Consider the following 25,018-nt stretch of genomic DNA (forward strand, 5'->3'; position numbering starts at 1 on the left):
TTCTGATTAATTTTTAATTTTTAACTTTTAATTTTTAATTAAAAAAAGGTCAAAGGTTGGTCATCTACGGTTTACTAACAACAATTTTAGCAATGTAGTCTTTGAGTGCGCTCGTCTGTCCGCTATGTGGGTACGGGGAAACCTCTATCAATCTCACCGAATATTTATCTAAAAATTGAATTGGTAAAGCATCACTACCTGGTATAAGGGTTAGCATTAATGTTGAAACTTGCTGACCATTTTTTATGATGTCTAATCCTATAATAACTTGCCCTTGCCAAATACAAGTTACTTTAGTTGGACACCGAGAATCCTGGATAACTTTTGAAAATTTGATTTCAATCTTTTCAGTGGGGAGGTAAGCTGTCTTTCCATATTTAAGATAAAATGGAGTATCTAAAGTAGTTCCAACTCTAGCCATCAATTGTTGATGATTACCTTGAGCAATTGATTGGACTTCTATTCTTGAAGGCTTGATATTTGATAAGAGTCCATAGCTAGGAAGACAATTTCCTCCACCAAGAAATGTTAATATAACTGCTGTGCTTACTATATTTTTCATTTTTTATACTCCATAGTCAGTAATTTTTATTAGTTGAGCCAGAAAGCAGGCTGATAAATTATTCTGTTTTCTGCTAGAGTGAAGCTTCAAAACACAAAACGCAATTAGCTAACTTTTAGGCATAGGCGCAGCCCGCACTTCTCTGCGAGACGCTGCGCGAACGGCAAGCTCAGTGACCATCGTAGACATCGCTTCTTGCATAACCATTACAATTGAGAGCCGTTTGGCTTCTCACGCTTGAGTTAGAATCCCATAAAACCAGCAATCTAAATACATAAGCTTTTTTCTGATTTCAAGAACTTCAACAGCGCTTTTCAAAGAATTCATTGCTTAATTTATCTTGAAAATTCACTCTAGTTTTACTTTCTAGCATTATTACTCCATAGTTGAGCAATTATTACATTATGTAAAAGGGACATTATTTTTTCTCTGTTCTCAACAAGCCCAGTTTTATGCGATGAGTAATGACCACGATTTCACAAGGCGTAGCCTGTCGTAGACATGGTTTTAATGGAAAATAATCAAATAAGAAATGCCGATTTTTTCGTTGGTTCTTAACATTGGTTGCGATTAAGAGTAATTTAGATGCGTTTGCTCTGGCGAACGCAGAACTTAAATCTTTAAAACTCGATAAAATCTCACAAGTAATATTTTCTCACTCAATAGACTACAAAAATCACACTTCACTTTTTTTTGTAGTTTAATACATTACATTGTATTGTATAACTCCAAAGAGGTAAATTTGCCCTGTTTGTGCCGAAAAATCACTGTAAAAATTGCCTCTAAAGCATTCACCATAAGGATTATCGGACATTTTTCTTAAATCTACCTTAACAATATCAAAAGAATCGGCAATCCAATCGAAATTTTGTTCATTTTAAATGTAAATCTGATCTTCTAGACTTTTACTAAGTGTGGTGCTTGCTGTTTTTATTAGTATTTTTTATTGAAAATGAAAGTAAAAAAATGCTTTCATTCATGTCGTTGATCTTCCTCTTGATAGAGAAATTTCAGTTTGAGTAATAGGAGTTTAATTCTAATGGCAACTTCTGACAATAGCAATCAAACTGTTGGCTCACAAAGTACTAGCAACAGTTCAACTGGTAATGGCAATTTTTCTTTCAGTGATGGCAAATGGCAGTCTACCGATGGCAGCAGTCTAGATGGTGGCAGTAGCTTTGGTGGCGCTGCTAGTGATAGTAATATTTTCGCTTCCTTCATTGGTGGTGGTAACTCATCCACAACCAGTGAAGATGGAAAGTACAAATATAATTATGAGCGACCACTTGACGAGCGGGCTTTAACTGATACCAATAATCCGTTCAATCAACTAATCGGAGTCGTTGGCGGTGATATTAGTGCCTTAGGTGGTGGTAGCAACCCCTTTGCTGGTGGTGGCGCATCTGGTAGTAACGCATCTGGTGGCGGTACCAACCCCTTTGCTGGTGCTAACGCATCTGGTGGCGGTACCAACCCCTTTACTGGTGGTGGCGCATCTGGTGACGGTAGCAACCTCCCTGGTAACTTACCATTTGGCAGCACTCCGCCTTCCAAGGAAAGTGGAAGCAACCTACCTGAAACTGGCAACGGTCAACCTGTACCTTATAAGAGCGACAACTGGATATCTGATATTCAAAAATTAGATGGTGCAAATGCTATCGGTAACAGTGGCCAAGGTAACGGTAACTGGCTATATGGTAGTAACAACACAACCGACGGTAATGGTAACTGGAATTTTGGTAGCGGTAACACAACCAACGGTAACGGTAACTGGAACTACGGTGATGGCGGCAAAACCGAAGGTAATGGCAACTGGGGCTTTGGTAACGAGAACACAACCAACGGTAACGGTAACTGGAACTTAGGCAATAACAACGACATCCTTGGTAATGCCAATACACTACCTGGTAGTAAAAACGATATCCTTGGTAGTGGCAACACTGCCAATGTAACTAACAGCAATCTCCTTGGAAACCGGATTGAAGCCAGTGGTGATGACAAAACACTCGTTGGTAATGAAGGCTGGAATTTCCCTGTTAGTGGCGAACTGATATCACTAGGTAGTAATAAGCCTAGCCAAAATATAGGAACTGATGTCAGCAGTTTACTCAGTAGTTCTGACCTTGTAACATCCGCCATATCAAATCCAGGCTATAACAACCCAAATTATGATTTCTCTACCATAGCCTAAAAGTTTGTAGCAGACAGAAGCCAGTTTTTGCATCGGTAAGTCTGTCTATTGTGGCAATGGCCCTTTTTGCCAACTTGAGTTGATTACATTTTGAATACAATACTTCTGGTTTAAGCTTTGCAGATGACATTGCTCTCATTGAGCGGCGCAAGAATCAACCTTCTAGCACTTCAAAAATTTAAATCTGTAATTAACCCAGAAGTATTACTCTTTGAAATCTAGTGGGTAAGGTATAGAAAAAATAATTAACCGCAGATGAACACAGATACTTCTAGATTCGTAGTCATGTGTAGATTATAGCACAAAGCAATGTGTAGAAAAAACTCATTGGAGTGGTTAATTTAAGTCAAATGCATAAAGATTATTTTCAGTAATTCGGCGCGAGTAAACGGTTTAGTCAGATATCCAGATGCCCCAACTAATTTTGCTTTTACTTTGTCTACAATCCCTTTATTCCCAGTGACAAAGATAATAGGAGTCTTCTGAAATATGGAATTATTTCGTATAATCCGGCACAATTCATAACCGTCTATTCCTAACATGTTTAAATCCAGCAAAATTAAGTCCGGTTTGTGCCTTATAATTGACAAAGCGGCTTTTAGTGGATCGTTAATAGTCACTACAGAAAAATTTTCATTTTCTAATAAACGGCTAATTTCTTTGAGAATTGTGGGGCTATCATCTACAGAAACGATTTTGTGGAATTTTTGTGCCGTTACAGTAGCAGCCGTTACTCTTTGGGAAGCAGAATTTATGTTATTTGATATTGTTGGTTCTTGAAAGTTCTCTTTTAAAGGAGCAGAAATCTCTGGTAATCGTTGAACAGGAGCTATATTCTCTTCAGAAATATCTAGGTAAGAGTTAACGGTGATATTTAGTTCTTTTTTAGTGTCAACTAACTTTGGAATGAATTTTGAGATCAGCGATTGCTCCTCAAATATCTTTGGTAATTTATCATAAGGTGGATCGGCTTCATGCAAGATAATCGCACCCTGAAGTATGTAAGGGTATAAAATGCGAGCCAGTTGGATTTCATCTTGATTCAAAATTACGGCCAGATGACACAGGCTGAAACCCTTCATCCAACTAGTTAAAGCTGGCTGAAGTTTTGATAAATCTTTTTCTTCAATTTTACTGTTAATCAACAGATATGGACGTTGATATGGAGAATAAATTTGAGGAACAAAAGCTTGCCAATTTTGTAATCTTACTTGGCAACGTTCTAGGGTTTTTTCTACATCTAACCTGCAAATTCTTGGCATTCTCTCAAGTGGTTCTGCTAATTCATAAGTACCTTCTTTGATTAGCAAAAATGATTCAATCACCTCTTGAACTAATTCTTGAATCAGCACTGCTGCTTGTGTAGAATGTAGATGTTGTTGACTAACAAGCCAGGATATAGCCTGATACTCAGGAGGGTGGCTTCTCGAATTGCTGTCATCTTCGATTAACTGAGCGTGTGAATCAGGTTCAAACATTAGACGTAGTTGAACACGAACCTCACTGGTAAGCAGGGGAATTTGGTGGCTGAGGCGACGCAAATGACGTTCTAGCCGATCAAATGGTTCCACTGAATGGGTAGCGTAGGTTATTCTTCCCTGTTCTAGGTAAATCGACCAAGAAACTGAGTTACTCAATGCTTGTAAACAAGTACTGTCGGAGCAATTGGATAACTGTCTTAACAAACTTAGAGGACGTAGTTTGGTGAATGCACCGGAATTATTCATATTTCTCAAGTTTTTTGCGGAATCAACAACCGAACATTTGTAAATTGAAAATATCAGCTATGAAATATTTTCTTCTTTGTAATATTTCTCTCTGTACAAAATATTCCTTTTAAAATATGTATATATAAAGGAATAAGACCTGAGAGCTTATTTGTTACATTTGGCACATTATACTTAATTATTCTATCTAAAAAAAATAAGTGGGTATGAATAAACGTAAACACTGATCATAGCTAGACTATCAGTAGATGTTAATTACCAACTCTTGGCTGAAGACCTTAATAATGATGTTTATTTATGCCGACTCACTTAAAAGAGTAAATTTGATTCCAAGTTTTTGCAGTTACACTGCTATACTTCTAGAGCTAATGATCTTAATTATGGTTAATTCCTTTTATGTAAAAGAACGATTCTTCTACATAAAATCTTTAAAAAGTTATCTAGGAAAGTTTACGTATTTATTGTACTGTAGGGTTAATGGATATAAATTTTGGGTAGATACATTACAACAGGGAATGCTGGGTTTTGATAAACTCTTTTTTGCTAAACTAAGCTATTATCAAGTTCTTCTTAAATATGTCGAGAACTTCATGAAAAAAATTTGTTTAATAAAAATTAGAGCATCTACCACTAGATACTATATTCTGTAAGTCGCCTTGGCGACTGTAATTATATACTCTGAGAAAAGGGAAATAAGGCTTTGAATTATAACATAACACAAAAAGTTATGGATGATACATTAAGACTTGATGAAGTAGTAGAATTTGCTGAGAACCCAGAACCACGTTGTCCTTGTGTACTCTTACTAGACACATCTGGCTCAATGCAAGGAGACCCGATTGAGGCTTTAAATCAGGGTTTACTAAGTTTAAAGGATGAATTAGTCAAAAATTCCTTAGCCGCAAGACGGGTGGAAGTGGCGATCGTAACTTTTGATAGTAATATCAATGTAGTACAAGACTTTGTGACTGCCGATCAATTCAATCCGCCGATTTTGACAGCTCAGGGATTGACTACAATGGGTGCAGGAATTCATAAAGCTTTAGACATAATTCAAGAGCGGAAATCTCAGTATCGTGCCAATGGGATTGCTTACTATCGTCCTTGGGTATTTATGATTACCGATGGAGAACCACAAGGCGAGTTAGAGCATGTGGTAGAGCAAGCATCCCAGCGCCTACAGGGAGATGAGGCGAATAAGCGTGTAGCATTTTTTACAGTAGGTGTAGAAAATGCGAATATGACTCGTTTAAATCAAATAGCTGTGCGTACCCCCCTAAAGCTGAAAGGATTAAATTTTATCGAGATGTTTGTTTGGCTGTCAACTAGTATGTCAGCTGTTTCTCATTCTCAAGTAGACGAACAGGTAGCACTACCGCCGATTGGTTGGGGGACTGTTTAATTAAAAATTACATGATGTTTACACTACTAGTACAGGTCGGCGGAAATAAACCTATCATTTCATTACAGCCATAAAGCCCAAAATTAAAGCATGCGTGAATGCGTGAATGCGTGATTTTTGACTTCCGCCTTGCGGTACTAGCTGCTGGAAAAAAATCTATGAACATATCAAAACAGATTGCTCAATGGCGGATTGTGGCTGCGTCTGTATGTGGTACAAGTCACTTAAAAAACAATCAGTTATGTCAGGATGCTCATCACTGGCAGGTATTATCAGATAACGTTTTAGTGGCAGCCGCAGCAGATGGCGCGGGTTCTGCTAGCCTTGGGAAAGTGGGAGCGATGATTGCTGTGGAGACAGCAATAGAAAACATTTCCACCAAAGGACTCACCCGGAAAATTTTGACTGATGATGCTTATGTGCGATCGCTCTTAAATGATGCCATACTAGCCGCCAAAAAAGCTGTGGATGATGAGGCGGCTACTTGTGACAAACAGCTTCAAGATTTAGCAACTACCTTAATTGTGATGGTCGCCACACCAGAAGTTGTAGCTGTAATCCAAATAGGTGATGGTTTGGCAGTGGCAAAAGATAGCATGGGCAACCTCCTGGCACTTACTATACCCGACAGTGGCGAATACATAAACGAAACTACTTTTTTAACTTCTCCTACTGCCTTAGATACAGCGCAGATGAGAGTCTGGCGCACAGACATAGTAAATGTTGGCATCATCACTGATGGACTACAAATGCTGGCTTTGAATATGGTTGTTGGCGAACCTCACAAACCCTTCTTTTTTCCCCTATTTGAATTTGTAGCTAATGCCGAGGATAAGACAGAAGCGAAGGAGCAGTTGGTAAAGTTTTTACGCTCAGAGCGGATTACGCAACGCACTGATGATGATTTGACACTCATTATAGCTGCATTCAACAACTCATAAGCAAAAAATTTACAGGTTTCACATCTCAAATAACTCCGTTAGCGGTAATTTCATTATGCAGGTACTACGTTGTTCCCCTAGAAAAGAAATCCTCAGTCTCAATGTCAGTTTGGGACGTGGCGGTGAGGCTTGTGTTTATGCAGTGCCATCCGATAACAACTTGGTGGCAAAGATTTACCACAAGCCAACGACTGCCCATGCTGATAAACTCCAAGCGATGCTTGCCAACCCGCCAGAAAACCCTACGGCGAGTTTAGGGCATATCTCTATCGCTTGGCCAGAGGATTTATTACGGGCGGCAGATGGCAAAAATATCATCCTGGGCTTTTTGATGCCACGCATTCAAGGGATGCGTCCAATCATCGACTTTTATAACCCCAGAACTCGTCGCCAACACTGTCCCCTATTCAACTATCAGTACCTGCTCCGCACGGCTCGTAACTTGGCGGCGGCTTTTGCAGCTTTGCACGCTAGTGGATATTGCATTGGTGATGTGAATGAGTCAAATATCCTCGTCAGTGACACAGCACTGGTGACTTTGATAGACACAGACTCTTTCCAAGTACTCGAACCAAACAGCAATGTTGTTTATCGCTGCCCAGTAGGTAAACCAGAGTTTACCCCACCAGAACTACAGAATAAAACTTTTGCCCAGCACGATCGCGAAATTTCTCACGACTTATTTGGGTTAGGGGTGCTAGTATTTCAACTCTTAATGGAAGGCACGCACCCATTTTCAGGGATTTTTCAAGGCGCTATTGAGCCACCGCCCTACGAAGCCCGCATTGCATCGGGTCATTTCACTTACAGCCAAAAGCGCTACGTACCCTACCTGCCGACACCTATTGCACCCCCTTGGGAAATTCTCCATCCCAGCCTACAAGAACTATTTGTCCGTTGTTTTGAAGACGGTCACAACAACCCACTGCTGCGCCCCAGTGCCCAGAGTTGGCTATCAGCTATTGCTGAAGCCGAAGATTCCCTGATTACCTGCACGACAAATCCTCAGCATCGCTACAACAACCATATACGTAGCTGTCCCTGGTGTGAACGTACCGTGCGATTAGGCGGACGCGACCCCTTCCCATCACATCGGGCTATAGAAGCTAGAGAACATCTTCAACCGCGAATCAAACGGAAAAAGCACTACACCCAGACACCGCATTTTCCACAGCGAACCATGTCACCGCACTCAGCTAATTATTGGCAGCCAGTAATTACCCCAAGCGGTGCATCTTATAAACGTTCCAAGAAGTCAAAGTTGTACCCGATTATTTGTTGCTTGCTGGGTTTTGGTTTATTGGGATATGCGGACGTAATGATTAAATTTACTCAGCCGTTGGTTTCTCAAAATGCTTACACTCAACAAACACTTAAGTCTCGCCAGACGAATAACAAACTCAGCTTCGCTGATTACTATCAGCAGGGTTATACTGCTTACAAAGACCGAGATTATGAAAAAGCAATTGCCAGTTTTACCGGAGCAATTGAACAAGAACCGACACATGCCAGAGCTATTGTAAATCGTGGCAATGCTCGCTATAACATGAAAGATTATGAAGGAGCAGTTGTAGATTATAGCCAAGCTCTCAAAATCAATCCCAATCAAACTAAAGCTCTTGTGAATCGGGGTAATGCCCGCTATATGCTCGCCGAATATAGCAACGATCCCGACTTAGAGTATAACCTAGCGATCGCAGACTATAATCGCGCCATTGGTCTCGATAGTAATGAAATTGAAGCTTATATCAGACGCGGCATTGTTCGCACCCAAATGGCTAAATATAGCGGTGAATCTCAACAAGCTTACAAAAAAGCGATCGCAGATTTTACTCACGCGATAAAACTTAATGTATCCAAAGCAGAAGCTTACTTTCAGCGTGGTGTTGTCTATTATCAAATTGCTCAATATAGCAGCAATTATGAGCAAGAATATAATCTAGCGATCGCTGACTTTAACCAAGCATTAACTATCAGCCCCAAACTAGCAAAAGTGTATCTCAAACGAGGCATGGTTCGCTATGAACTAGCACAATATGGCGGTAATGAATCTAACAAAAATCAGGCGAAAGCTGTCGAAGATATACAGGCATCTGCCAAATTCTTCCTTGAGCAAGATGATATGGATAATTATCAGCAGGCACTCAGTAACATGTGTGTAGTCATAGAAAATAAATGTGACCCTTTATTCCAAAGTTCAAGTAATGTAGAAAAAACTAACTAAAAACAAGTAAGTTTTTTTACTGGCATATTATTGGTTTAGATTTCAGAAATAAAGCCTGATTAGGGTTAGCTGACGCTAACCCTAGTTATTTATTGGGTAACATTTTTATTTAAAAGAGTAATTTATTTTCCTATTTATAGATATTCATATAGCATTTATATAGGAAAGATTTTAATTTATATTTCCTTCATAATTTTTCCGAAAATTACAGTTAGATTATTGACTGAGAAAATAAAAAAGAAATCAATTTTTCTCTATATAAGTGCATCCTCTTCATGTCGATAAAGTCAACCAATTTTAGATTTTGGATTTTGGATTTTCGATTAAAAGAGTTTTTTGGTACATGCCCCGCTATGAAAATGGGCAGAACAAATCTACTCATAGGCTCGTGACGTTCGATGACTAATCCCAAATTGCAAATCTAAAATCTAAAATTGGCACGGTCAAATAATAAAATCTCACAAATCTCCGAGGTAATTGCATGAAAGCGGTGATTTTGGCTGGAGGGCTTGGTACACGCCTCAGTGAAGAAACTAGTATCAGACCCAAGCCGATGGTTGAAATTGGTGGTAAGCCAATTCTCTGGCACATAATGAAAACTTACTCTGCTCACGGCATTAATGACTTCATTATTTGTTGCGGTTACAAAGGTTACATAATTAAGGAGTATTTTGCTAACTACTTCTTACACATGTCAGATGTTACCTTTGATATGCGATTTAACCAGATGAACGTGCATTCTGGTTACGCTGAACCCTGGCGTGTCACCTTAGTCAACACGGGTGATAATACCATGACAGGCGGACGCTTAAAGCGAATCAGCGAACATCTTGGTAATGAGACTTTTTGCTTTACTTATGGTGATGGTGTAAGTAATATTAATATTACCGAGCTAGTTAAATTTCATAAAGAACAAAAGACCTTAGGAACACTTACAGCCGTTCAACCAGCCGGACGTTTTGGTGCTATTTCCTTAGGATATGAGCAAACTAAAATCACCAGCTTTCGAGAGAAGCCTGAAGGTGATGGAGCTTGGATTAATGGCGGTTATTTTGTGTTAGAACCAGAAGTAATCAATTTGATTGCTGATGACTCTACCGTGTGGGAGCAAGAGCCATTAGAAAAGCTAGCTGATATGGAACAACTATCGGCTTTCAAACATGATGGTTTTTGGCAACCTATGGATACTTTACGCGATAAGAACTACCTAGAGGAGCTATGGAAAAGCACTAAAGCCCCTTGGAAAGTTTGGTAAGAGAAGAGTTAGGAGTTATGAGTTAGGAGTTATGAGTTTTAACTCCCCACTCGCAATTTTATAGATTTACTGTAATTTCAAGTACAATAATCCTAATGTATGATTTTGCAATTATAGGTGGGGGAATAGTTGGGCTTTCTACAGCGTTGGCTTTAGGAAAACGCTATCCCAATGCCCGTATTTTAGTAGTAGAAAAAGAGAGTCGATGGGCATTTCACCAAACCGGCAATAATAGTGGGGTGATTCATTCTGGTATTTACTACAAACCAGGCAGTTTCAAAGCTAAATTTTGTCGTGACGGTTCTCGCTCAATGGTAGAGTTTTGTCAAGAGCATGGAATTGAGCATGAAGTTTGTGGTAAGGTAATTGTTGCAACTGAAGAACAAGAACTACCACGCTTAGAAAATCTCTACAAACGCGGCTTAGACAATGGCATAGAAGTTAAGAGAATTAGCCCCGAAGAAGTCAGAGAAATTGAACCTCATGTAAAATGTGTAGGTGGACTTCGGGTATTCTCAACAGGTATTGTTAATTACAAGCAAGTTTGTTTGAAATATGCTCAGCTAATTCAACTGCAGGGCGGAGATTTACACCTCAAGACAAAAGTTCTGAAAATCTCGCCAAGTGGTAAAAATCAGGTACTACAAACAAACAACGGTAGCTTTGAAACCCGCTTTGTAATTAATTGTACTGGATTGCATAGCGATCGCACCGCCAAATTAGGTCAAGTTGAACCCCAAGCAAAAATTGTCCCATTCCGGGGAGAATATTACGAACTCACCCCAGAAAAACGCTATCTGGTTAAAACACTAATTTACCCAGTTCCCAATCCAGATTTTCCCTTTTTGGGTGTTCACTTTACCCGGATGATTGATGGTAGCGTCCATGCAGGGCCAAACGCGGTGCTGTCACTCAAGCGCGAAGGTTACAAAAAAACCGACTTTGACTTACAGGATTTTCTTGAAGTCATCACCTATCCTGGTTTTTGGAAATTGGCAGCAAAACATGCTGATGAAGGGATTCAAGAAGTCATTCGTTCTTTTAGTAAAGCAGCCTTCACCAGAAGTTTGCAAAAACTAATCCCTGAAATTCAAGCAGAAGATTTAGTTCCCACCCATGCAGGAGTTCGCGCTCAAGCCTTAATGAACGATGGCAAGCTTGTAGACGACTTTTTGATCGTTTCCGGTCAAAACTCCATTCATGTTTGCAATGCTCCTTCTCCTGCGGCCACATCTTCTCTAGAAATCGGTAAAGCGCTTGTGGCAGAAATTCCGCAACTCTCGCATCTAGATAGTGCAGTAACTGCATATAGCAATCCGATTTGATTCGGTGAATTACTCGTAGAGACTGGGGACACAACGAGTGCGCTCAGTGCATCGCTCAATACTTGGAAGAAGGAATAAAGGTGTACTGAGTTTTTTTCACGCAATCAAATATGAGTCCTATAAATATCATAGTTATTACTTCCGGGCTGCTGAATTAAAGGATGAATCTTGTATAGTGGGCATTTTTTCCAGCCTGGAAATACAAGAGATATCAAATCCGGGTAAATGCACATAGTTAAAATATGCCACAACCCTTGTAATTTATGGGTTAGCTTCTGCGGTAACTGTGTGCAATCAAGCGGATTTGATAAGACGGGTAAGATACCCATCCCACAAGAAAAAAGTCTAGTGCATCAATTAAGAACCGCTATAGAGTGCTGCTACCCAATAGGTAATATCTGTCCGCCAAATTACCCATAAGAAAAGAACCCCTCCCCGCAGGCTATTAGGGGAGACAAAGCACAGCTTTGGCTCTTTCGGGTTCTCCGGATTTAATAAGTAATCAAGCGGACATAATATAAGTTGGCAAACTACGTAAAGACTTTTAGCCAAGTTCAAGTTATATATAGCGGTTCTGGTTTTAGTCCAATGACCTAACCCCCAACCCCTTCCCTACAAGGGAATGGGAGTAAGATTCAAAGCCTCTCTGCTAAGAGGAGAGAGGAATGGAAGTGAGGGTATTTGCATACAAACGAAAAATATAGCGGTTCTCTCTTGGATGCAACACGCACTAGGGCGAACATCTGTGCGTCTCTACTAAACGAAAAATTTAACTCATCAATACAAAGGCATTAACTACAATGAAAATATTAGTAACTGGAACAGAAGGCTATCTTGGTTCGTTATTACCCCCTCTGTTAATTGAACGGGGACATGAAGTTATCGGTCTAGATACCGGTTTCTATAAAGTTGGTTGGCTGTACAACGCTAATGGGGTGACACCCAAAACCCTCAACAAAGATATCCGCAACATCACCCCTGATGATTTAGAAGGTGTTGAAGCCATAGTTCACATGGCGGAACTCTCCAACGACCCAGCCGGACAATTGGCGCCTAACATTACCTACGAAATTAATCATATAGGTTCAGTTCGTCTAGCTAACCTAGCTAAGGCTATGGGTGTGCGTCGTTTTGTATATATGTCTTCGTGCAGCGTCTACGGTGTTGCTACCGCAGGTGATGTCACAGAAGAATCCCCAATTAATCCCCAAACAGCTTACGCAGAATGCAAAACTCTCGTAGAAAGAGATGTCAGACCACTCGCTGATGATGATTTCTCTCCCACATTTATGCGGAATGCAACTGCCTTTGGTGCTTCTCCCAGAATGCGCTTCGATATTGTTTTAAACAACTTAGCAGGGTTGGCATGGACTAGCAAACAAATCAAAATGACCAGTGATGGTACACCCTGGCGGCCATTAGTCCACGCGCTGGATATTTGCAAAGCAATAGTCTGCGCCTTAGAAGCACCACGGGATATTGTACATAACCAAATCTTCAACGTGGGAGATACAGCAAACAACTATCGCGTCAAAGAAATCGCGGAAATTATTGCTGATATTTTTCCAGATTGTAAATTGTCCTTTGGTGACAACGGCTCAGATAACCGCAGCTATCGGGTATCCTTCGAGAAAATCAACACAATCCTACCTGGATTTAAGTGTGATTGGAATGCCCAACTTGGGGCCCAGCAGCTATTTGATTTATTCAGTCAAATAGATATGGCTGAAGATACTTTCTTGTTTAGAGGATTTACTCGTTTAAAACAACTAGAATATCTAATTCGTACCGAGCAAATTGACAAAGATTTTTTCTGGAATAAAAAGTAGTTAGAGTCGCCTAACAGCAGCGAAAAAATAATCTAAGATTCCGAATCAAATAGTGTTGATTCGGACTTATCCTACCTATCAAATTATTTGCAATTAGTGAGTTAAAGCTTATGGCGATCGCAAAATGTCGTTTCAGTGGTCAACCCCTGCACCAAACCTTTATTGATCTAGGAATGTCGCCCTTAGCCAATGCTTATTTGACAGCAAAACAGCTAAATAATGCAGAGAAATTTTATCCTCTCCACGCTTATGTTTCTGAAGACACTCTTTTAGTTCAATTAGAACAGTTTGAAACACCAGATCACATTTTCAGCGATTATGCTTATTTTTCTTCTTACTCGGTAAGTTGGCTAAAACATGCCAAGGCTTACACGGATATGATGGTAGAAAAATTTGGCTTTAATCATCATAATCAAGTTATTGAAATTGCCAGTAACGACGGCTACCTACTGCAATATTTTCTAGAAAAGGGAATCCCTGTTTTAGGAATAGAACCAGCAGTAAATATAGCTAAAGTTGCTGAAGATAGAGGCATTCCTAGTATCAACAAATTTTTTGGAATTGAAACTGCTAAAGAACTTGTGATACAAGGTAAACTAGCTGACCTTTTGATAGGTAATAATGTTTTAGCTCATGTACCAGATTTAAATAATTTCATCGCTGGAATGAAACTCATCCTCAAACCAAATGGTATTTTGACGATGGAGTTTCCTCACATTTTGCAACTTATTGAACAAAATCAGTTTGATACTATTTATCACGAGCATTTTTCTTATTTTTCATTCCTCACTATCGAAAAAGTCTTTGCAGCACACAAATTGCAACTTTTTGACGTAGAGGAATTACCAACTCATGGCGGTTCATTAAGAATTTATGCCAAACATGATTACGCTGTTCATCTCAGCATTAGTCAACGAGTTAGACATCTGAAAGCTAAAGAAATTGCCGCCGGGCTGCATCGCATAGAGACTTACATTTCATTTGGAGAAAAAGTCAAAGAAACAAAGCACAAACTATTAAATTTTTTCTTGACAGCTAAAGCAGAACGTAAATCAATCGCTGGTTATGGCGCACCAGCTAAAGGCAATACATTGCTCAATTACTGTGGGATTGGTAAAGATTTTATCGATTACACAGTAGATTGCAATCCTTACAAGCAAGGCTTATTTTTACCTGGCACTCATATTCCCATCTTTGAACCAGATAAAATCCGCGAAACTAAACCAGATTATCTTCTAATATTGCCTTGGAATCTCAAGGAAGAAATTATGGAACAAATGGCATTTATTGGAGAGTGGGGTGGACAGTTTGTAGTGCCAATTCCTGAAGTTAAAATTTATCCATCTCCTATTCAGGATAAGATTTTAATAGCGTCATAATTACTAATTGTACAGCCATAAATTGCCTATTTTTACTATATTTATCTGGGAGCGCGAGCCTGGGCAATATTTAAGTTATTTCCAAAAAACAAATGTTTTGATGTATTTTGGAAATCGCTAAAGAGTAATTAAAAGGTGTATCTACTATAAATTTTTGCCGCCGAACCACAAAAAATTAGACTGGGAAGCAGCTTAGTACCTTCTTAACTACAGATTAGAGCTTAATATGAATAAACTGCTGACTATTGCCATTCCTACATTTAATCGTGCCCAACTTCTAGATAAACAACTTACTTGGTTAGCTCAAGCTATTAAAGGTTTTGAAGACGACTGTGAAATTTTAGTTTCTGATAATTGTTCAACAGACAATACTCAGGAAGTAAGCCAAAAATGGCAAACAACACTTAGTAATATTACATTTAAATCGAATAAAAACTTAAACAATTTAGGCGTAGTCAAAAATATTATGTATTGCCTAAATTCTACAACAACAAAATATGTTTGGACAATTGGTGATGATGACCCAATTCAAGATAGAGCCATTGCTTATGTGATTAGCAAGCTCAAGCAGCATGAAGATTTATCATTATTGTTCCTCAACTTTTCCGGGCGTAACCAAATTACTGGTGAACCAGTTCACCCACCAACAATTGTTGGTAATCGCTGGTTTGATATAGATAGTGAAGATGGTAATGGTGATGGTAAAGCTATATTTGAACATTGTTTCTCAAAAAGTGTTGGCGCAGTGATTTTTCTGACTGCTACAGTTTACCGCACTGACCTAGTAAAACGCGCTCTGCAAGATTGGCAAGATGCTGAGAATAACTGGATATCTTTAGCATATTTAGCTGGATATTGTGCTGCTAATGGCAGGGTAATCGTCACTAAAGAGACTTATTTGGAATGTGTTGTTGGTGTGAGTTATTGGCAGAAGGAACCAAAATCTGCACTGTTAATGCAATACAAACACATACCCGAAGTGATTTTGAAATTAGAAAAAAGTGGATATTCTAAGCAGTTTTGTAGACGGATGCTTTTGCAGAACAGTAAAGAAGTCAACTTGAAAGTTTTCTTAGGTGCTTTAAGAAGATGGCCTATGTCCGCTATCAAAATAGTAGTTCCATTTTTGGCTTTAGTTAGCTTGTGTGCTTTTGACATGATGGTTTCTAAAGAACTTGGTTTAGCAGAATCAAGTGAAATACCTACTCAAGAAGTGCGGACTTATAAGCCATAAGCTATTAAATTACTAACAAATATGTATCAAAAAGAGAAAAATTTACGCCATGTTTAGTGCAATTAAACGCAAAATAGCGACACTATCTTCTGACTTTGAATATTACGTAGCCCGTTGGAAGCATAGCAGAAATCTGCCAGCATTAGAAGGAAGCGATCGCAACATCCTTAAGGCTCTTAAAAAAGACGGTGTTTGCATCACAACACTGGCAGATTTAGGGTTAAACTCTAGCTCAGAACTGCTCAAAGCTGCTTACCATCAATTGTCTCAGATGGAAAATTCCAACAATCACCATCTAGACGAAAAGTTACCACAAATTACCATAGTTACAGGTTTACCAGAATTTTATGCCTGGGGAATTGAGAAAAGACTTCTCAACATCATCGAAAATTATATTGGTCTTCCTGTTGCTTTCCACGGTGTACATTTACGTAAAGATTTTCCTAGCAAACATCAGTTTGGGACACTCTTATGGCATAGTGATGCCGAAGACCGTCGCATTATCAAAATCTTCATTTACTTGAATGATGTAGAAGAAAAAACTGGGCCTTTTGAATACCTTCCCCGCTCTTTAACTTCCTTATTTAGTTGGAGTTATTTTCAACTTTATTACAAACTTTGGAAGTCAGGCTATATAGGTATCGAAGATGAACAAGTAAAACCAGTCATCCCCAAATCAGCTTGGAAATCCTGCCCAGGCCCAGCAGGTACTGTCATTCTTGTAGATACGAAAAATACTTTGCATCACGGCACAGTCCGCACAGAAGACAGGTCAACACTATTCTTTTGTTACACAGCCAATCCCCCCGAACGACCACACCTCTGCACGCAATATTGGGATGATACATATCCCAGAGCAGAATTACGTTCTTCATCAGATACAGCTAAAGTTCCGACTTAGTAACCTTTTATAGGATGTGTTAGAAAAGTAACGCACTCTAAAATGTTGTAAGTGATTAAATCCACATTAATTACTGTTATTTTCTGGCGCAAACACTAAGCAGTTAGCAAATATTTTCTGTACTCAACATTCATTACAAAGGAATCACATGATTTTCACCGAAACCGCACTCAAAGACGCATTCATTATTGATTTAGAAGAAAAGCCAGACCACCGTGGTTTTTTTGCTCGGTCTTTCTGCGCTCAAGAATTTGAAGCACACGGATTAAACCCAACAGTTGCCCAATGTAACCTGTCTTTTAACTATAAAAAAGGCACTATCCGGGGAATGCACTATCAAATTCTGCCAGCAGCAGAAACAAAATTAATTCGCTGTACTAAAGGCGCAATCTATGACGTAATTATTGATATGCGTCCTGAATCTCACAGCTTTTTATCACACATTGGTGTAGAGTTAACCCCAGAAAACCGCCGTGCTTTGTATGTTCCAGAAATGTTTGCTCATGGCTATCAAGCACTTACAGATGAGACTGAAGTTATATATCAAGTGGGCGAATTTTACACGCCAGGGTATGAAAGAGGTTTACGCTATGACGACCCATTCTTTGCCATTGATTGGCCTTTAGATGTGACTGAAATATCTGAAAAAGATTTAAATTGGCCTTTGTTGAGAATGATGACTGTTGGCGGTATAGCTTCTAGATAACTATAGACTCTTTCTCTGCGCCAGGTGTTTTAGTGCAGATAACTAGTAGTCTGTCAAGTTTAAATTGATGAGTAAGTAAGTTCATAGTAAGGACTTTAGTCCTTATCCTCTAAGCACGCTTTGTGCTTAATACAAACTTTTCATTACTAGCTTAGATATTGTACTAGACAACACACTGGCTCGTCTGTATGAGGTAATACAATAATTAATTAGGATAGAAATAAATGCCAAATAATCTTCTATCTCGTGTCGGAAATACTATCTCTTTTGTCTCTAAAAAAGTCCAAGCTCGCATCAATTACGCTAAGGCATTACAGGTTGTTTCCCTAAAGCCTAAACAGCCTTCCAAGGGGAATGTACTTCTTTCTTATCGGATTGAGCCATTCCTATTAAAACCTGGTCAGCCAATGCCTAATGACCATACTTGGTACTGGGAAGTTTGGCAAATAGCCCAAACTTTTTTAGACTTGGGTTACAACGTTGATGTTATCCAGTTCCACAATGATAAATTTGTTCCTCAAAAAGACTACGCATTTTTCATTGATATCCGTCATCGAATGGAAGCGCTTGCACCAAAACTCAATAAAGATTGCATCAAGATTTTCCACGTTGACATTGCGAATATGGTGTTTCGCAATGCAGCAGAATGCAACAGACTTCTAGAACTACAACGGCGCAAAGGTATCACCTTAAAACCACAGCGATTTGAAGTTCCTAACTTAGGAATTGAATATGCCGATTGCGCGATTGTGTTGGGTAACGATTTCACAACTGATACATTCAAGTATGCCAACAAACCGATGTATCGTATCCCAATTTCTTCGCCTGTAGTTTATCCTTATCCCGACAAGAAAGATTTTGAAGCGGTAAGAAAGCGTTTTCTGTGGTTTGGTGGTAGTGCTTTAGTCCTCAAAGGATTAGATTTAGTTTTAGATGCCTTTGCCCAAATGCCGGAATACCATTTAACAGTTTGTGGCCCGGTAAGTAGTGACAAAGAATTTGAGCAAGCTTTCTATAAAGAACTGTACGAAACACCTAATATCCACACTTATGGTTGGATTGATGTTAGTAGCCCTGACTTGATAGAGGTGACAAATAACTGTTTAGGGCTTGTTTATCCTTCTGTTTCTGAAGGACAGTCAGGAGCAGTAATCAGTTGCTTACAAGCCGGGTTAATCCCGATTTTGAGCTACGAATCTGGTGTGGATGTTCACGATTTTGGTGTGATTTTTGATAATCTTTCCGTTGACGAAATTAAGGCGAAAGTTAGAAGTATTTCCAATTTGCCTGTAGAAGACCTAAAGCTGATGTCTCGTCAGGCTTGGGAATATGCAAGAGCAAATCATACCAAAGAAAAGTTTGCTCAAGTTTACAGAAATGTTGTAGAGCAAATTATCGAAAATCACAACCATAAAAAACAGACTGGTTCTATAGCATTTAGCAAACAACCAGTTACTAGCCATAGCTAATCCTAGTTTCCATGAAAATGTACTTAATATTTATAGCGTTTCCTAAGCAACTGAGGTACAATTAAATCTTTTTAAATGTTTTTCACCAAGGTTAGTAGCTTTGAAACCAGGTCGGGAACCGCTATAGCTGTAAAAAATTATTAAGTGCAAGTTTATAGAGAATTTGTATCACAACCAACAGTTCCAAAAAGGAGTTTAGTTCATGATTATTATCGATCGCGCCTTACAAGCTCGTGCAGCAGCAGGAAATCCTATCAAAGTGGGAATGATTGGTGCTGGTTTTATGGGTCGAGGAATTGCCAACCAAATTGTCAATTCAGTGCCAGGAATGGAGTTAGTTGCTATATCCAATCGCCAGATTGATGCAGCTAAACAAGCTTATTCGGAAGCAGGAATTGAAGATATTCAAGTTGTTGCAACTGTCAGCGAATTAGAAGATGCGATCGCTAACGGTAAGTATGCAGTCACAGAAGACGCTAAGTTACTGTGTCGGGCTGAGGGCATTGATGCATTAATCGAAGTCACAGGTGCAGTGGAATTTGGCGCTCACATCGTTATGGAAGCGATCGCTCATTGCAAGCATGTGATCATGATGAATGCCGAACTCGACGGCACTATTGGCCCCATCCTCAAAGTCTATGCTGACAAAGCAGGTGTGATCCTCAGCGCCTGTGATGGCGATCAACCAGGGGTGCAAATGAACCTCTACCGTTTTGTAAAAAGCATTGGTCTAACTCCGTTATTGTGCGGTAACATTAAAGGACTCCAAGACCCTTATCGCAATCCCACCACCCAGGAAGGATTTGCTAAACGTTGGGGTCAAAAGCCTCACATGGTGGCTAGCTTTGCAGACGGAACCAAAATTTCCTTTGAGCAAGCGATCGTTGCCAATGCCACAGGGATGAAAGTCGCCAAACGGGGAATGCTAGGATATGACTTCAACGGTTATGTCGATGAAATGACCCAGCTATATGATGTTGAACAACTCAAAGAACTGGGCGGCATTGTCGATTATGTAGTTGGAGCAAAACCAGGACCAGGCGTATATGTATTTGCCACTCACGACGACCCCAAGCAACGCCACTATCTCAACTTATACAAATTAGGCGAAGGCCCACTTTACAGCTTCCATACTCCTTATCACCTCTGTCATTTTGAAGTTCCTCTGTCCGTAGCGCGTGCTGTCTTATTTGGTGATGCGGTTATGTCTCCACTAGCAGGCCCGCTAGTAGATGTTGTCACTACTGCCAAAATCGACCTGAAAGCAGGAGAAACCCTGGATGGCATCGGTTACTACATGACCTACGGACAATGTGAAAATTCCCCCATCGTCCAACAGCAAAATCTCCTACCAATTGGTTTAGCTGAAGGGTGTCGCCTCAAACGAGATATTTCTAAGGATCAAGTCCTCACATACGAGGATGTAGAATTACCTGAAGGCAGACTCTGCGACCAACTAAGAACTGAGCAAAACACTTATTTCGCCTCAGAAAAAATCTTAGTAGCAGTTGGGTAATATCGGTTCCAAAAATATTCGCAACAAATGAATTGGCTGTAGGGGTGTACAGCTGTACGCCCCTAATACGTTTCGGATAAGATCCCCCCGCCTGCGGCGACCCCCGATAAATTGGGGGTAAAAAGAAGAAAAAGCCCCCCTTAAAAAGGAGGGTTGGGGAGATATCCAAGGTCCCTAGCAACGTATTTGTAGCAAGAATTTTGTGAAGAGGATAGGAGTTATACTGCTGAAGACTAAAGTTGTTGATAGTAACTTGCTGGGGAGCGTTGAAATAAACCTGATCGAAACTTTAGGTCAAATTCATGAAAATTGCTCTAGTCCATGATTATTTAACCCAGCGAGGTGGGGCAGAGCGTGTGTTTGAACTGCTTTGTAAGCGCTATCCCGAAGCAGATATTTTCACATCTCTGTATGATCCACAAAAAACTATTGATCTAGGCGATCGCATAGTCAACACAACCTTTTTACAAAAAATTCCTGGTGCAGTAAAATATTTTAGGTCGATGGCTCCTCTATATTTTCCTGCCTTTCGTGCCTTAGATCTGCAAGACTACGATCTAATTATTAGCAGTAGCACCAGCTTCGCTAAAGCAGTGCGAAAAAACCCAAATGCCCGCCATATTTGTTTTTGCCATAATGTCACCCGTTTCTTATGGGATACAGCAACTTATTTAAGAGAATACGGAGACTATAGATATTTTGCTCCTTTAATCGAACAAGTTTTTCAAGTAATGAGAAAGGTAGACCTGAAATATGCACAGGAACCTGACCTTTACATTGCTAATTCTAGTGTTGTTGCCCGCCGTATTGAAAATATTTATGGCAAAAAGGCAATGATGGTAAACTATCCAATTGATACTAGTAAATTTCTTTTTTCAGATATAAAAGATGAATATTATCTGGCCTCAGCCCGGATGATTAGCTATAAGCGTCTTGATATAATAGTTGAAGCTTTTAATTGGCTAGGATGGCGGTTATTAATATCAGGTGATGGGCCTGAACTTGCTCGGTTAAAATCCAAAGCATTAAAAAATATTGAATTCTTGGGACACGTAAGTGATAAAACCCGCAAAGACTTGTTTTCCAAAGCCAAGTCTATTATTGTCGCTGCCTTAGAAGACTACGGATTAGTTCCAGTAGAGGCTAATGCTAGCGGCACACCAGTCATAGCATACGGAGCAGGTGGAGTATTAGATACTCAAATACCAGGTGAAACAGGAGTCTTTTTCAAAAGACAAACACCTGAATCTCTACAAATTGCATTACTAGAAGCTAATAGCATTTCTTGGGATTACGATCACATCCGTAACCACGCAGTAGCAAACTTTTCAGAGAATGCCTTCTTTGGGAAAGTTGAGCAAATTATTAACCAAGCTTGTGGTGTGCAGCAATTATTTATTTAATTTCGTAATCTCTTTCTACTATAAGATTACCTATTTATTTTTATCTCTCCTCCTGGGTGGTTTGTAAAAAAATAGGTATTCTTCGGGATATCTCTTAGCGTAAGTCTTGAAGACAAGGATAATAAAAGTGGTTCAAAGTAGTCTAAATCCTCATCTAACTCCAGCTTCGGAAACTGAACCAAGCTACGGACAATTGTTTGCCGTATTGGTGCGAAGATTTCCTTGGTTTCTAGCAGTATTAGTTACTTCTATTGCTATTGCAGGCATGGTAACTTTTAAAACCAAGCCAACTTATAAAAGTTCCATGCAATTGCTAGTAGAACCAAACTATCAAGGTAAGACAGAAGGAGCGGGGGTAGACAACCAATTTACTGACTCTAATGTGGTCATAGATACTGCAACCCAGCTTAACTTGATGCAGAGTTCGGGACTCATCCAAAAAGCAGTTGATAAACTTCAGTCTGATTATCCAGATATAAGTGTAGCTGAGATTAAAGCTTCCTTAGTTTTAACTCAATTAAGGAGCAAAGAAGATAATGTCGCTACTAAAATATTTCAAGTTGAATACACTGCTAAAGATCCAGAAAAGACACAAAAAGTTCTGGGCACAATTCGACAAGTTTATGTGGAATATAACAAACAACAACAGAATTCTCGGTTACAAAAAGGTCTGCAAATTATTAGGGAACAGTTAAGTAAAGCTAGTGAAGAAGTAAACGCGGCTGAGACAAACCTCCAAAGGTTTCGCAGAAATCAGAACTTAATTGATCCAGAGTCACAAGCCAAAGCTATTGAAACAGCTTTAAATAATATTGCCCAAGAAAGACAGACAACTCGTGCCCAGTATGGCGAAGCATTAGCACGCCAAAAATCTTTGGAAGAACAACTTAACCGTTCTCCTCAAAATGCTCTAGTTGCTTCTCGTCTGAGTCAATCTACTCGCTATCAAGGCTTACTAAACGAAATCCAAAAAAGCGAACTGGCATTAGCACAGGAACGCTTACGCTTTACAGATGAAACTCCGAGTGTGCAAAAGCTCAAAGAACAGCTTCAAAGCCAGAAGGAATTATTGCAACAAGAAGTAGGAAGAACTTTAGGCGAAAAGTCTGCTAGTGCATTCACGAATGGAGACTCTCTTCTCGAAAAAGGACAGCTTGGGCAAATTGATCTCAGCCTAGCTGGTCAGTTGGTAGAAACGCAGACAACTATAGTTGCTTTAACTGCTCGCGATCAAACTTTGGCCCAAAAAGAAAATGAGATGCGTTTTGAAATCAAACGCTTCCCGCCTCTTTTGGCTTATTACAATCGGATGCTACCGCAGTTGCAATTTAGCCGTGAAAGGTTAGAGCAGCTTTTAAGAGCAGAACAGCAATTGCGGCAAGAACTTTCCAAGGGTGGATTTAATTGGGAAGTTGTGGAAGAACCTCAAAAAGGCACACAATTAGGCCCCAATCTCCAACAGAACTTGTTGTTAGGTGCTGTGGTTGGATTTATGTTAGGAGGCATTGCTGCCTTTATTCGAGAATCAGCTGATGATGCAGTTCACACCACTGCTGAATTAGAGAAGCAAATGGCCATGCCTTTGTTGGGAACAACTCCCAAATTACCGCCAGCCAAACCCAAAGAATCAATGATCAAGTTGCCTTTTGGTAAGCCAGAAGTTCTCGCCCCCTGGACAATTCAGGTATTGCAATCTCCACCGCGTTGGGAATCGCTGGATCTGATTTACAAAAACATTGAACTTTTAAATACTGTTGCTAACTTGAAATCTTTGATGATCACCTCAGCTTTAGCCGATGAGGGTAAGTCAGCTTTGGCGTTGGGTTTGGCGATGAGTGCTGCCCGTTTACATAAAAAAGTACTGCTGATTGATGCCAATTTACGCGATCCCAGTCTGCACGAACAACTGAATCTTCCTAATGAACAGGGGCTTTCAACTCTACTGGCTAGTGATGCAACTCTACCCAACCAGATTAGTCTTCAATACTCAGGTTCCGCTTACATCGATATTTTGACAGCTGGCCCCAAGCCTGCTGACCCAGCTAATCTGTTGAGTTCCCCTCGCATGATCGAATTAATGGCAGCATTTGAGGAAAACTATGATTTGGTACTCATAGATGCTCCCCCAGTTCTCGGCTTGGTGGATGCTATGCTCACCGCATCATCTTGTCGTAGCGTGGTCATGGTAGCAAGCATTGGCATTGTGACGCGAAGTCAGCTTAGTCAAGCAACAGCCATGCTGAGTAAGTTAAATCTGATTGGGGTTGTAGCTAATGGGGTATCAAACTCTAGTAGTAATTACGTACCTTATATCAAACAACAGCAATTAGCTCTGCGTCAAGCTGTAGAAAAGTAGCTAGTACGGTTACGATAGATCCCCGACTTCTCTAAGAAGTCAGGGATCTAATCAGTTTAAATGCAACACGCAGTAGGGGCGCACAGCTTGTGCGCCCCTAGTTTTTGATGAACAAAATTTAATCTTATTGCGCTCAGGAAAAATTCAGTATATTTATGCTATCTTTATAGGTTTTCAGAGAAATCACTGGCTCTTTAAAGAGTAAATAAAGAATTTATTTGAGCGATCGCTATTTCTACATACTCTTATATTCTAGAGATTAAAGCACCTTCAAAAAGGCTAGAAGACAACAGGGGACTGGTTTTGTTAAATATATCGACACAAGAAACACCTCAGTGCAATTAAACGTAGATATAGATTCATGGGTAATTTGCCTCTACATTTTTCTACTGTCAGTAGTTACCGGAAAATACTGATTGCTCATGAATATTGATAGTAACGTTGATTTGTACACCTCTGCACCAGCAGAATTTTGCACGATGTGTGCTTGGCTGAGTGGCAAATAGCAATAACATATTTTGCCCTCAATTATCTCCAACTTTTTGCAGTGACAACAAGATTCGGATTTGGGTCTTTGGCATTGATAGCCTTTGATAAC

At 39.8% G+C, this 25,018-nt stretch carries 17 protein-coding genes; 15 read left to right on the forward strand and 2 right to left on the reverse strand.

Features of this window, described 5'->3' with window-relative positions:
* Window positions 1–64: 64 nt before the first annotated feature.
* Entirely contained in the window at window positions 65–562 is a 498-nt protein-coding gene (locus ACFFAP_RS01690; protein ID WP_375509597.1) for a hypothetical protein, read from the reverse strand.
* 1,039 nt (window positions 563–1,601) lie between these two features.
* On the opposite strand from ACFFAP_RS01690, the gene ACFFAP_RS01695 reads away from it, so the two are divergent.
* A complete protein-coding gene (locus tag ACFFAP_RS01695; protein ID WP_375509598.1) occupies window positions 1,602–2,753 on the forward strand; it encodes a hypothetical protein in 1,152 nt (383 codons plus the stop codon).
* A gap of 341 nt (window positions 2,754–3,094) precedes the next feature.
* Here ACFFAP_RS01695 and ACFFAP_RS01700 read toward each other — a convergent pair whose 3' ends face one another.
* A complete protein-coding gene (locus ACFFAP_RS01700) occupies window positions 3,095–4,480 on the reverse strand; it encodes a response regulator (RefSeq protein WP_375509599.1) in 1,386 nt (461 codons plus the stop codon).
* 727 nt (window positions 4,481–5,207) lie between these two features.
* On the opposite strand from ACFFAP_RS01700, the gene ACFFAP_RS01705 reads away from it, so the two are divergent.
* The 14 genes from ACFFAP_RS01705 to ACFFAP_RS01770 all read left to right on the forward strand — a co-directional run bounded on the left by ACFFAP_RS01705 (window position 5,208) and on the right by ACFFAP_RS01770 (window position 24,420).
* A complete protein-coding gene (locus ACFFAP_RS01705; protein ID WP_334885512.1) occupies window positions 5,208–5,882 on the forward strand; it encodes a VWA domain-containing protein in 675 nt (224 codons plus the stop codon).
* Between the two features lie 158 nt (window positions 5,883–6,040).
* A complete protein-coding gene (locus tag ACFFAP_RS01710; protein WP_375509600.1) occupies window positions 6,041–6,823 on the forward strand; it encodes a PP2C family serine/threonine-protein phosphatase in 783 nt (260 codons plus the stop codon).
* Between the two features lie 55 nt (window positions 6,824–6,878).
* Window positions 6,879–9,047: a tetratricopeptide repeat protein gene (locus tag ACFFAP_RS01715; RefSeq protein WP_375509601.1), complete on the forward strand. Its 2,169-nt coding sequence runs from the start codon at window positions 6,879–6,881 to the stop codon at window positions 9,045–9,047.
* A 481-nt stretch (window positions 9,048–9,528) separates the two neighbouring features.
* Window positions 9,529–10,302 (forward strand): glucose-1-phosphate cytidylyltransferase, encoded by a 774-nt coding sequence (rfbF, locus tag ACFFAP_RS01720; RefSeq protein ID WP_375509602.1) that lies wholly within the window; start codon window positions 9,529–9,531, stop codon window positions 10,300–10,302.
* Window positions 10,303–10,397: 95 nt separating this feature from the next.
* The gene (lhgO, locus tag ACFFAP_RS01725; protein WP_375509603.1) at window positions 10,398–11,627 is read left to right on the forward strand and encodes an L-2-hydroxyglutarate oxidase; all 1,230 of its coding nucleotides are present in this window, start codon (window positions 10,398–10,400) and stop codon (window positions 11,625–11,627) included.
* Between the two features lie 800 nt (window positions 11,628–12,427).
* Entirely contained in the window at window positions 12,428–13,456 is a 1,029-nt protein-coding gene (locus tag ACFFAP_RS01730) for an NAD-dependent epimerase/dehydratase family protein (protein WP_375509604.1), read from the forward strand.
* A gap of 110 nt (window positions 13,457–13,566) precedes the next feature.
* Window positions 13,567–14,835 (forward strand): methyltransferase domain-containing protein, encoded by a 1,269-nt coding sequence (locus ACFFAP_RS01735; RefSeq protein WP_375509605.1) that lies wholly within the window; start codon window positions 13,567–13,569, stop codon window positions 14,833–14,835.
* Window positions 14,836–15,061: 226 nt separating this feature from the next.
* The gene (locus ACFFAP_RS01740) at window positions 15,062–16,069 is read left to right on the forward strand and encodes a glycosyltransferase family 2 protein (RefSeq protein ID WP_375509606.1); all 1,008 of its coding nucleotides are present in this window, start codon (window positions 15,062–15,064) and stop codon (window positions 16,067–16,069) included.
* 49 nt (window positions 16,070–16,118) lie between these two features.
* A complete protein-coding gene (locus ACFFAP_RS01745; RefSeq protein WP_375509607.1) occupies window positions 16,119–16,970 on the forward strand; it encodes a phytanoyl-CoA dioxygenase in 852 nt (283 codons plus the stop codon).
* 148 nt (window positions 16,971–17,118) lie between these two features.
* The gene (gene rfbC / locus ACFFAP_RS01750) at window positions 17,119–17,676 is read left to right on the forward strand and encodes a dTDP-4-dehydrorhamnose 3,5-epimerase (protein WP_375509608.1); all 558 of its coding nucleotides are present in this window, start codon (window positions 17,119–17,121) and stop codon (window positions 17,674–17,676) included.
* 224 nt (window positions 17,677–17,900) lie between these two features.
* Window positions 17,901–19,145: a glycosyltransferase gene (locus tag ACFFAP_RS01755; RefSeq protein WP_375509609.1), complete on the forward strand. Its 1,245-nt coding sequence runs from the start codon at window positions 17,901–17,903 to the stop codon at window positions 19,143–19,145.
* Between the two features lie 202 nt (window positions 19,146–19,347).
* Window positions 19,348–20,661: an NAD(P)H-dependent oxidoreductase gene (locus tag ACFFAP_RS01760; protein WP_375509610.1), complete on the forward strand. Its 1,314-nt coding sequence runs from the start codon at window positions 19,348–19,350 to the stop codon at window positions 20,659–20,661.
* Window positions 20,662–20,963: 302 nt separating this feature from the next.
* Entirely contained in the window at window positions 20,964–22,064 is a 1,101-nt protein-coding gene (locus ACFFAP_RS01765; protein ID WP_375509611.1) for a glycosyltransferase, read from the forward strand.
* A 127-nt stretch (window positions 22,065–22,191) separates the two neighbouring features.
* Window positions 22,192–24,420 carry a GumC family protein gene (locus ACFFAP_RS01770; protein WP_375509612.1) on the forward strand — a complete coding sequence of 743 codons (2,229 nt, stop codon included), beginning with the start codon at window positions 22,192–22,194 and terminating at the stop codon, window positions 24,418–24,420.
* Window positions 24,421–25,018: the final 598 nt, after the last annotated feature.

It is taken from the genome of uncultured Nostoc sp. (assembly GCF_964245575.1).
In the GTDB taxonomy this organism is placed as follows: Bacteria; Cyanobacteriota; Cyanobacteriia; order Cyanobacteriales; family Nostocaceae; genus Nostoc.

Excerpts from the sequence above, each read along its gene's own strand:
- ACFFAP_RS01690 (WP_375509597.1), bottom strand. The coding sequence starts at position 562 with ATGAAAAATATAGTAAGCACAGCAGTTATATTAACATTTCTTGGTGGA.
- ACFFAP_RS01695 (WP_375509598.1), top strand. The coding sequence starts at position 1,602 with ATGGCAACTTCTGACAATAGCAATCAAACTGTTGGCTCACAAAGTACT.
- ACFFAP_RS01700 (WP_375509599.1), bottom strand. The coding sequence starts at position 4,480 with ATGAATAATTCCGGTGCATTCACCAAACTACGTCCTCTAAGTTTGTTA.
- ACFFAP_RS01705 (WP_334885512.1), top strand. The coding sequence starts at position 5,208 with ATGGATGATACATTAAGACTTGATGAAGTAGTAGAATTTGCTGAGAAC.
- ACFFAP_RS01710 (WP_375509600.1), top strand. The coding sequence starts at position 6,041 with ATGAACATATCAAAACAGATTGCTCAATGGCGGATTGTGGCTGCGTCT.
- ACFFAP_RS01715 (WP_375509601.1), top strand. The coding sequence starts at position 6,879 with ATGCAGGTACTACGTTGTTCCCCTAGAAAAGAAATCCTCAGTCTCAAT.
- rfbF (WP_375509602.1), top strand. The coding sequence starts at position 9,529 with ATGAAAGCGGTGATTTTGGCTGGAGGGCTTGGTACACGCCTCAGTGAA.
- lhgO (WP_375509603.1), top strand. The coding sequence starts at position 10,398 with ATGTATGATTTTGCAATTATAGGTGGGGGAATAGTTGGGCTTTCTACA.
- ACFFAP_RS01730 (WP_375509604.1), top strand. The coding sequence starts at position 12,428 with ATGAAAATATTAGTAACTGGAACAGAAGGCTATCTTGGTTCGTTATTA.
- ACFFAP_RS01735 (WP_375509605.1), top strand. The coding sequence starts at position 13,567 with ATGGCGATCGCAAAATGTCGTTTCAGTGGTCAACCCCTGCACCAAACC.
- ACFFAP_RS01740 (WP_375509606.1), top strand. The coding sequence starts at position 15,062 with ATGAATAAACTGCTGACTATTGCCATTCCTACATTTAATCGTGCCCAA.
- ACFFAP_RS01745 (WP_375509607.1), top strand. The coding sequence starts at position 16,119 with ATGTTTAGTGCAATTAAACGCAAAATAGCGACACTATCTTCTGACTTT.
- rfbC (WP_375509608.1), top strand. The coding sequence starts at position 17,119 with ATGATTTTCACCGAAACCGCACTCAAAGACGCATTCATTATTGATTTA.
- ACFFAP_RS01755 (WP_375509609.1), top strand. The coding sequence starts at position 17,901 with ATGCCAAATAATCTTCTATCTCGTGTCGGAAATACTATCTCTTTTGTC.
- ACFFAP_RS01760 (WP_375509610.1), top strand. The coding sequence starts at position 19,348 with ATGATTATTATCGATCGCGCCTTACAAGCTCGTGCAGCAGCAGGAAAT.
- ACFFAP_RS01765 (WP_375509611.1), top strand. The coding sequence starts at position 20,964 with ATGAAAATTGCTCTAGTCCATGATTATTTAACCCAGCGAGGTGGGGCA.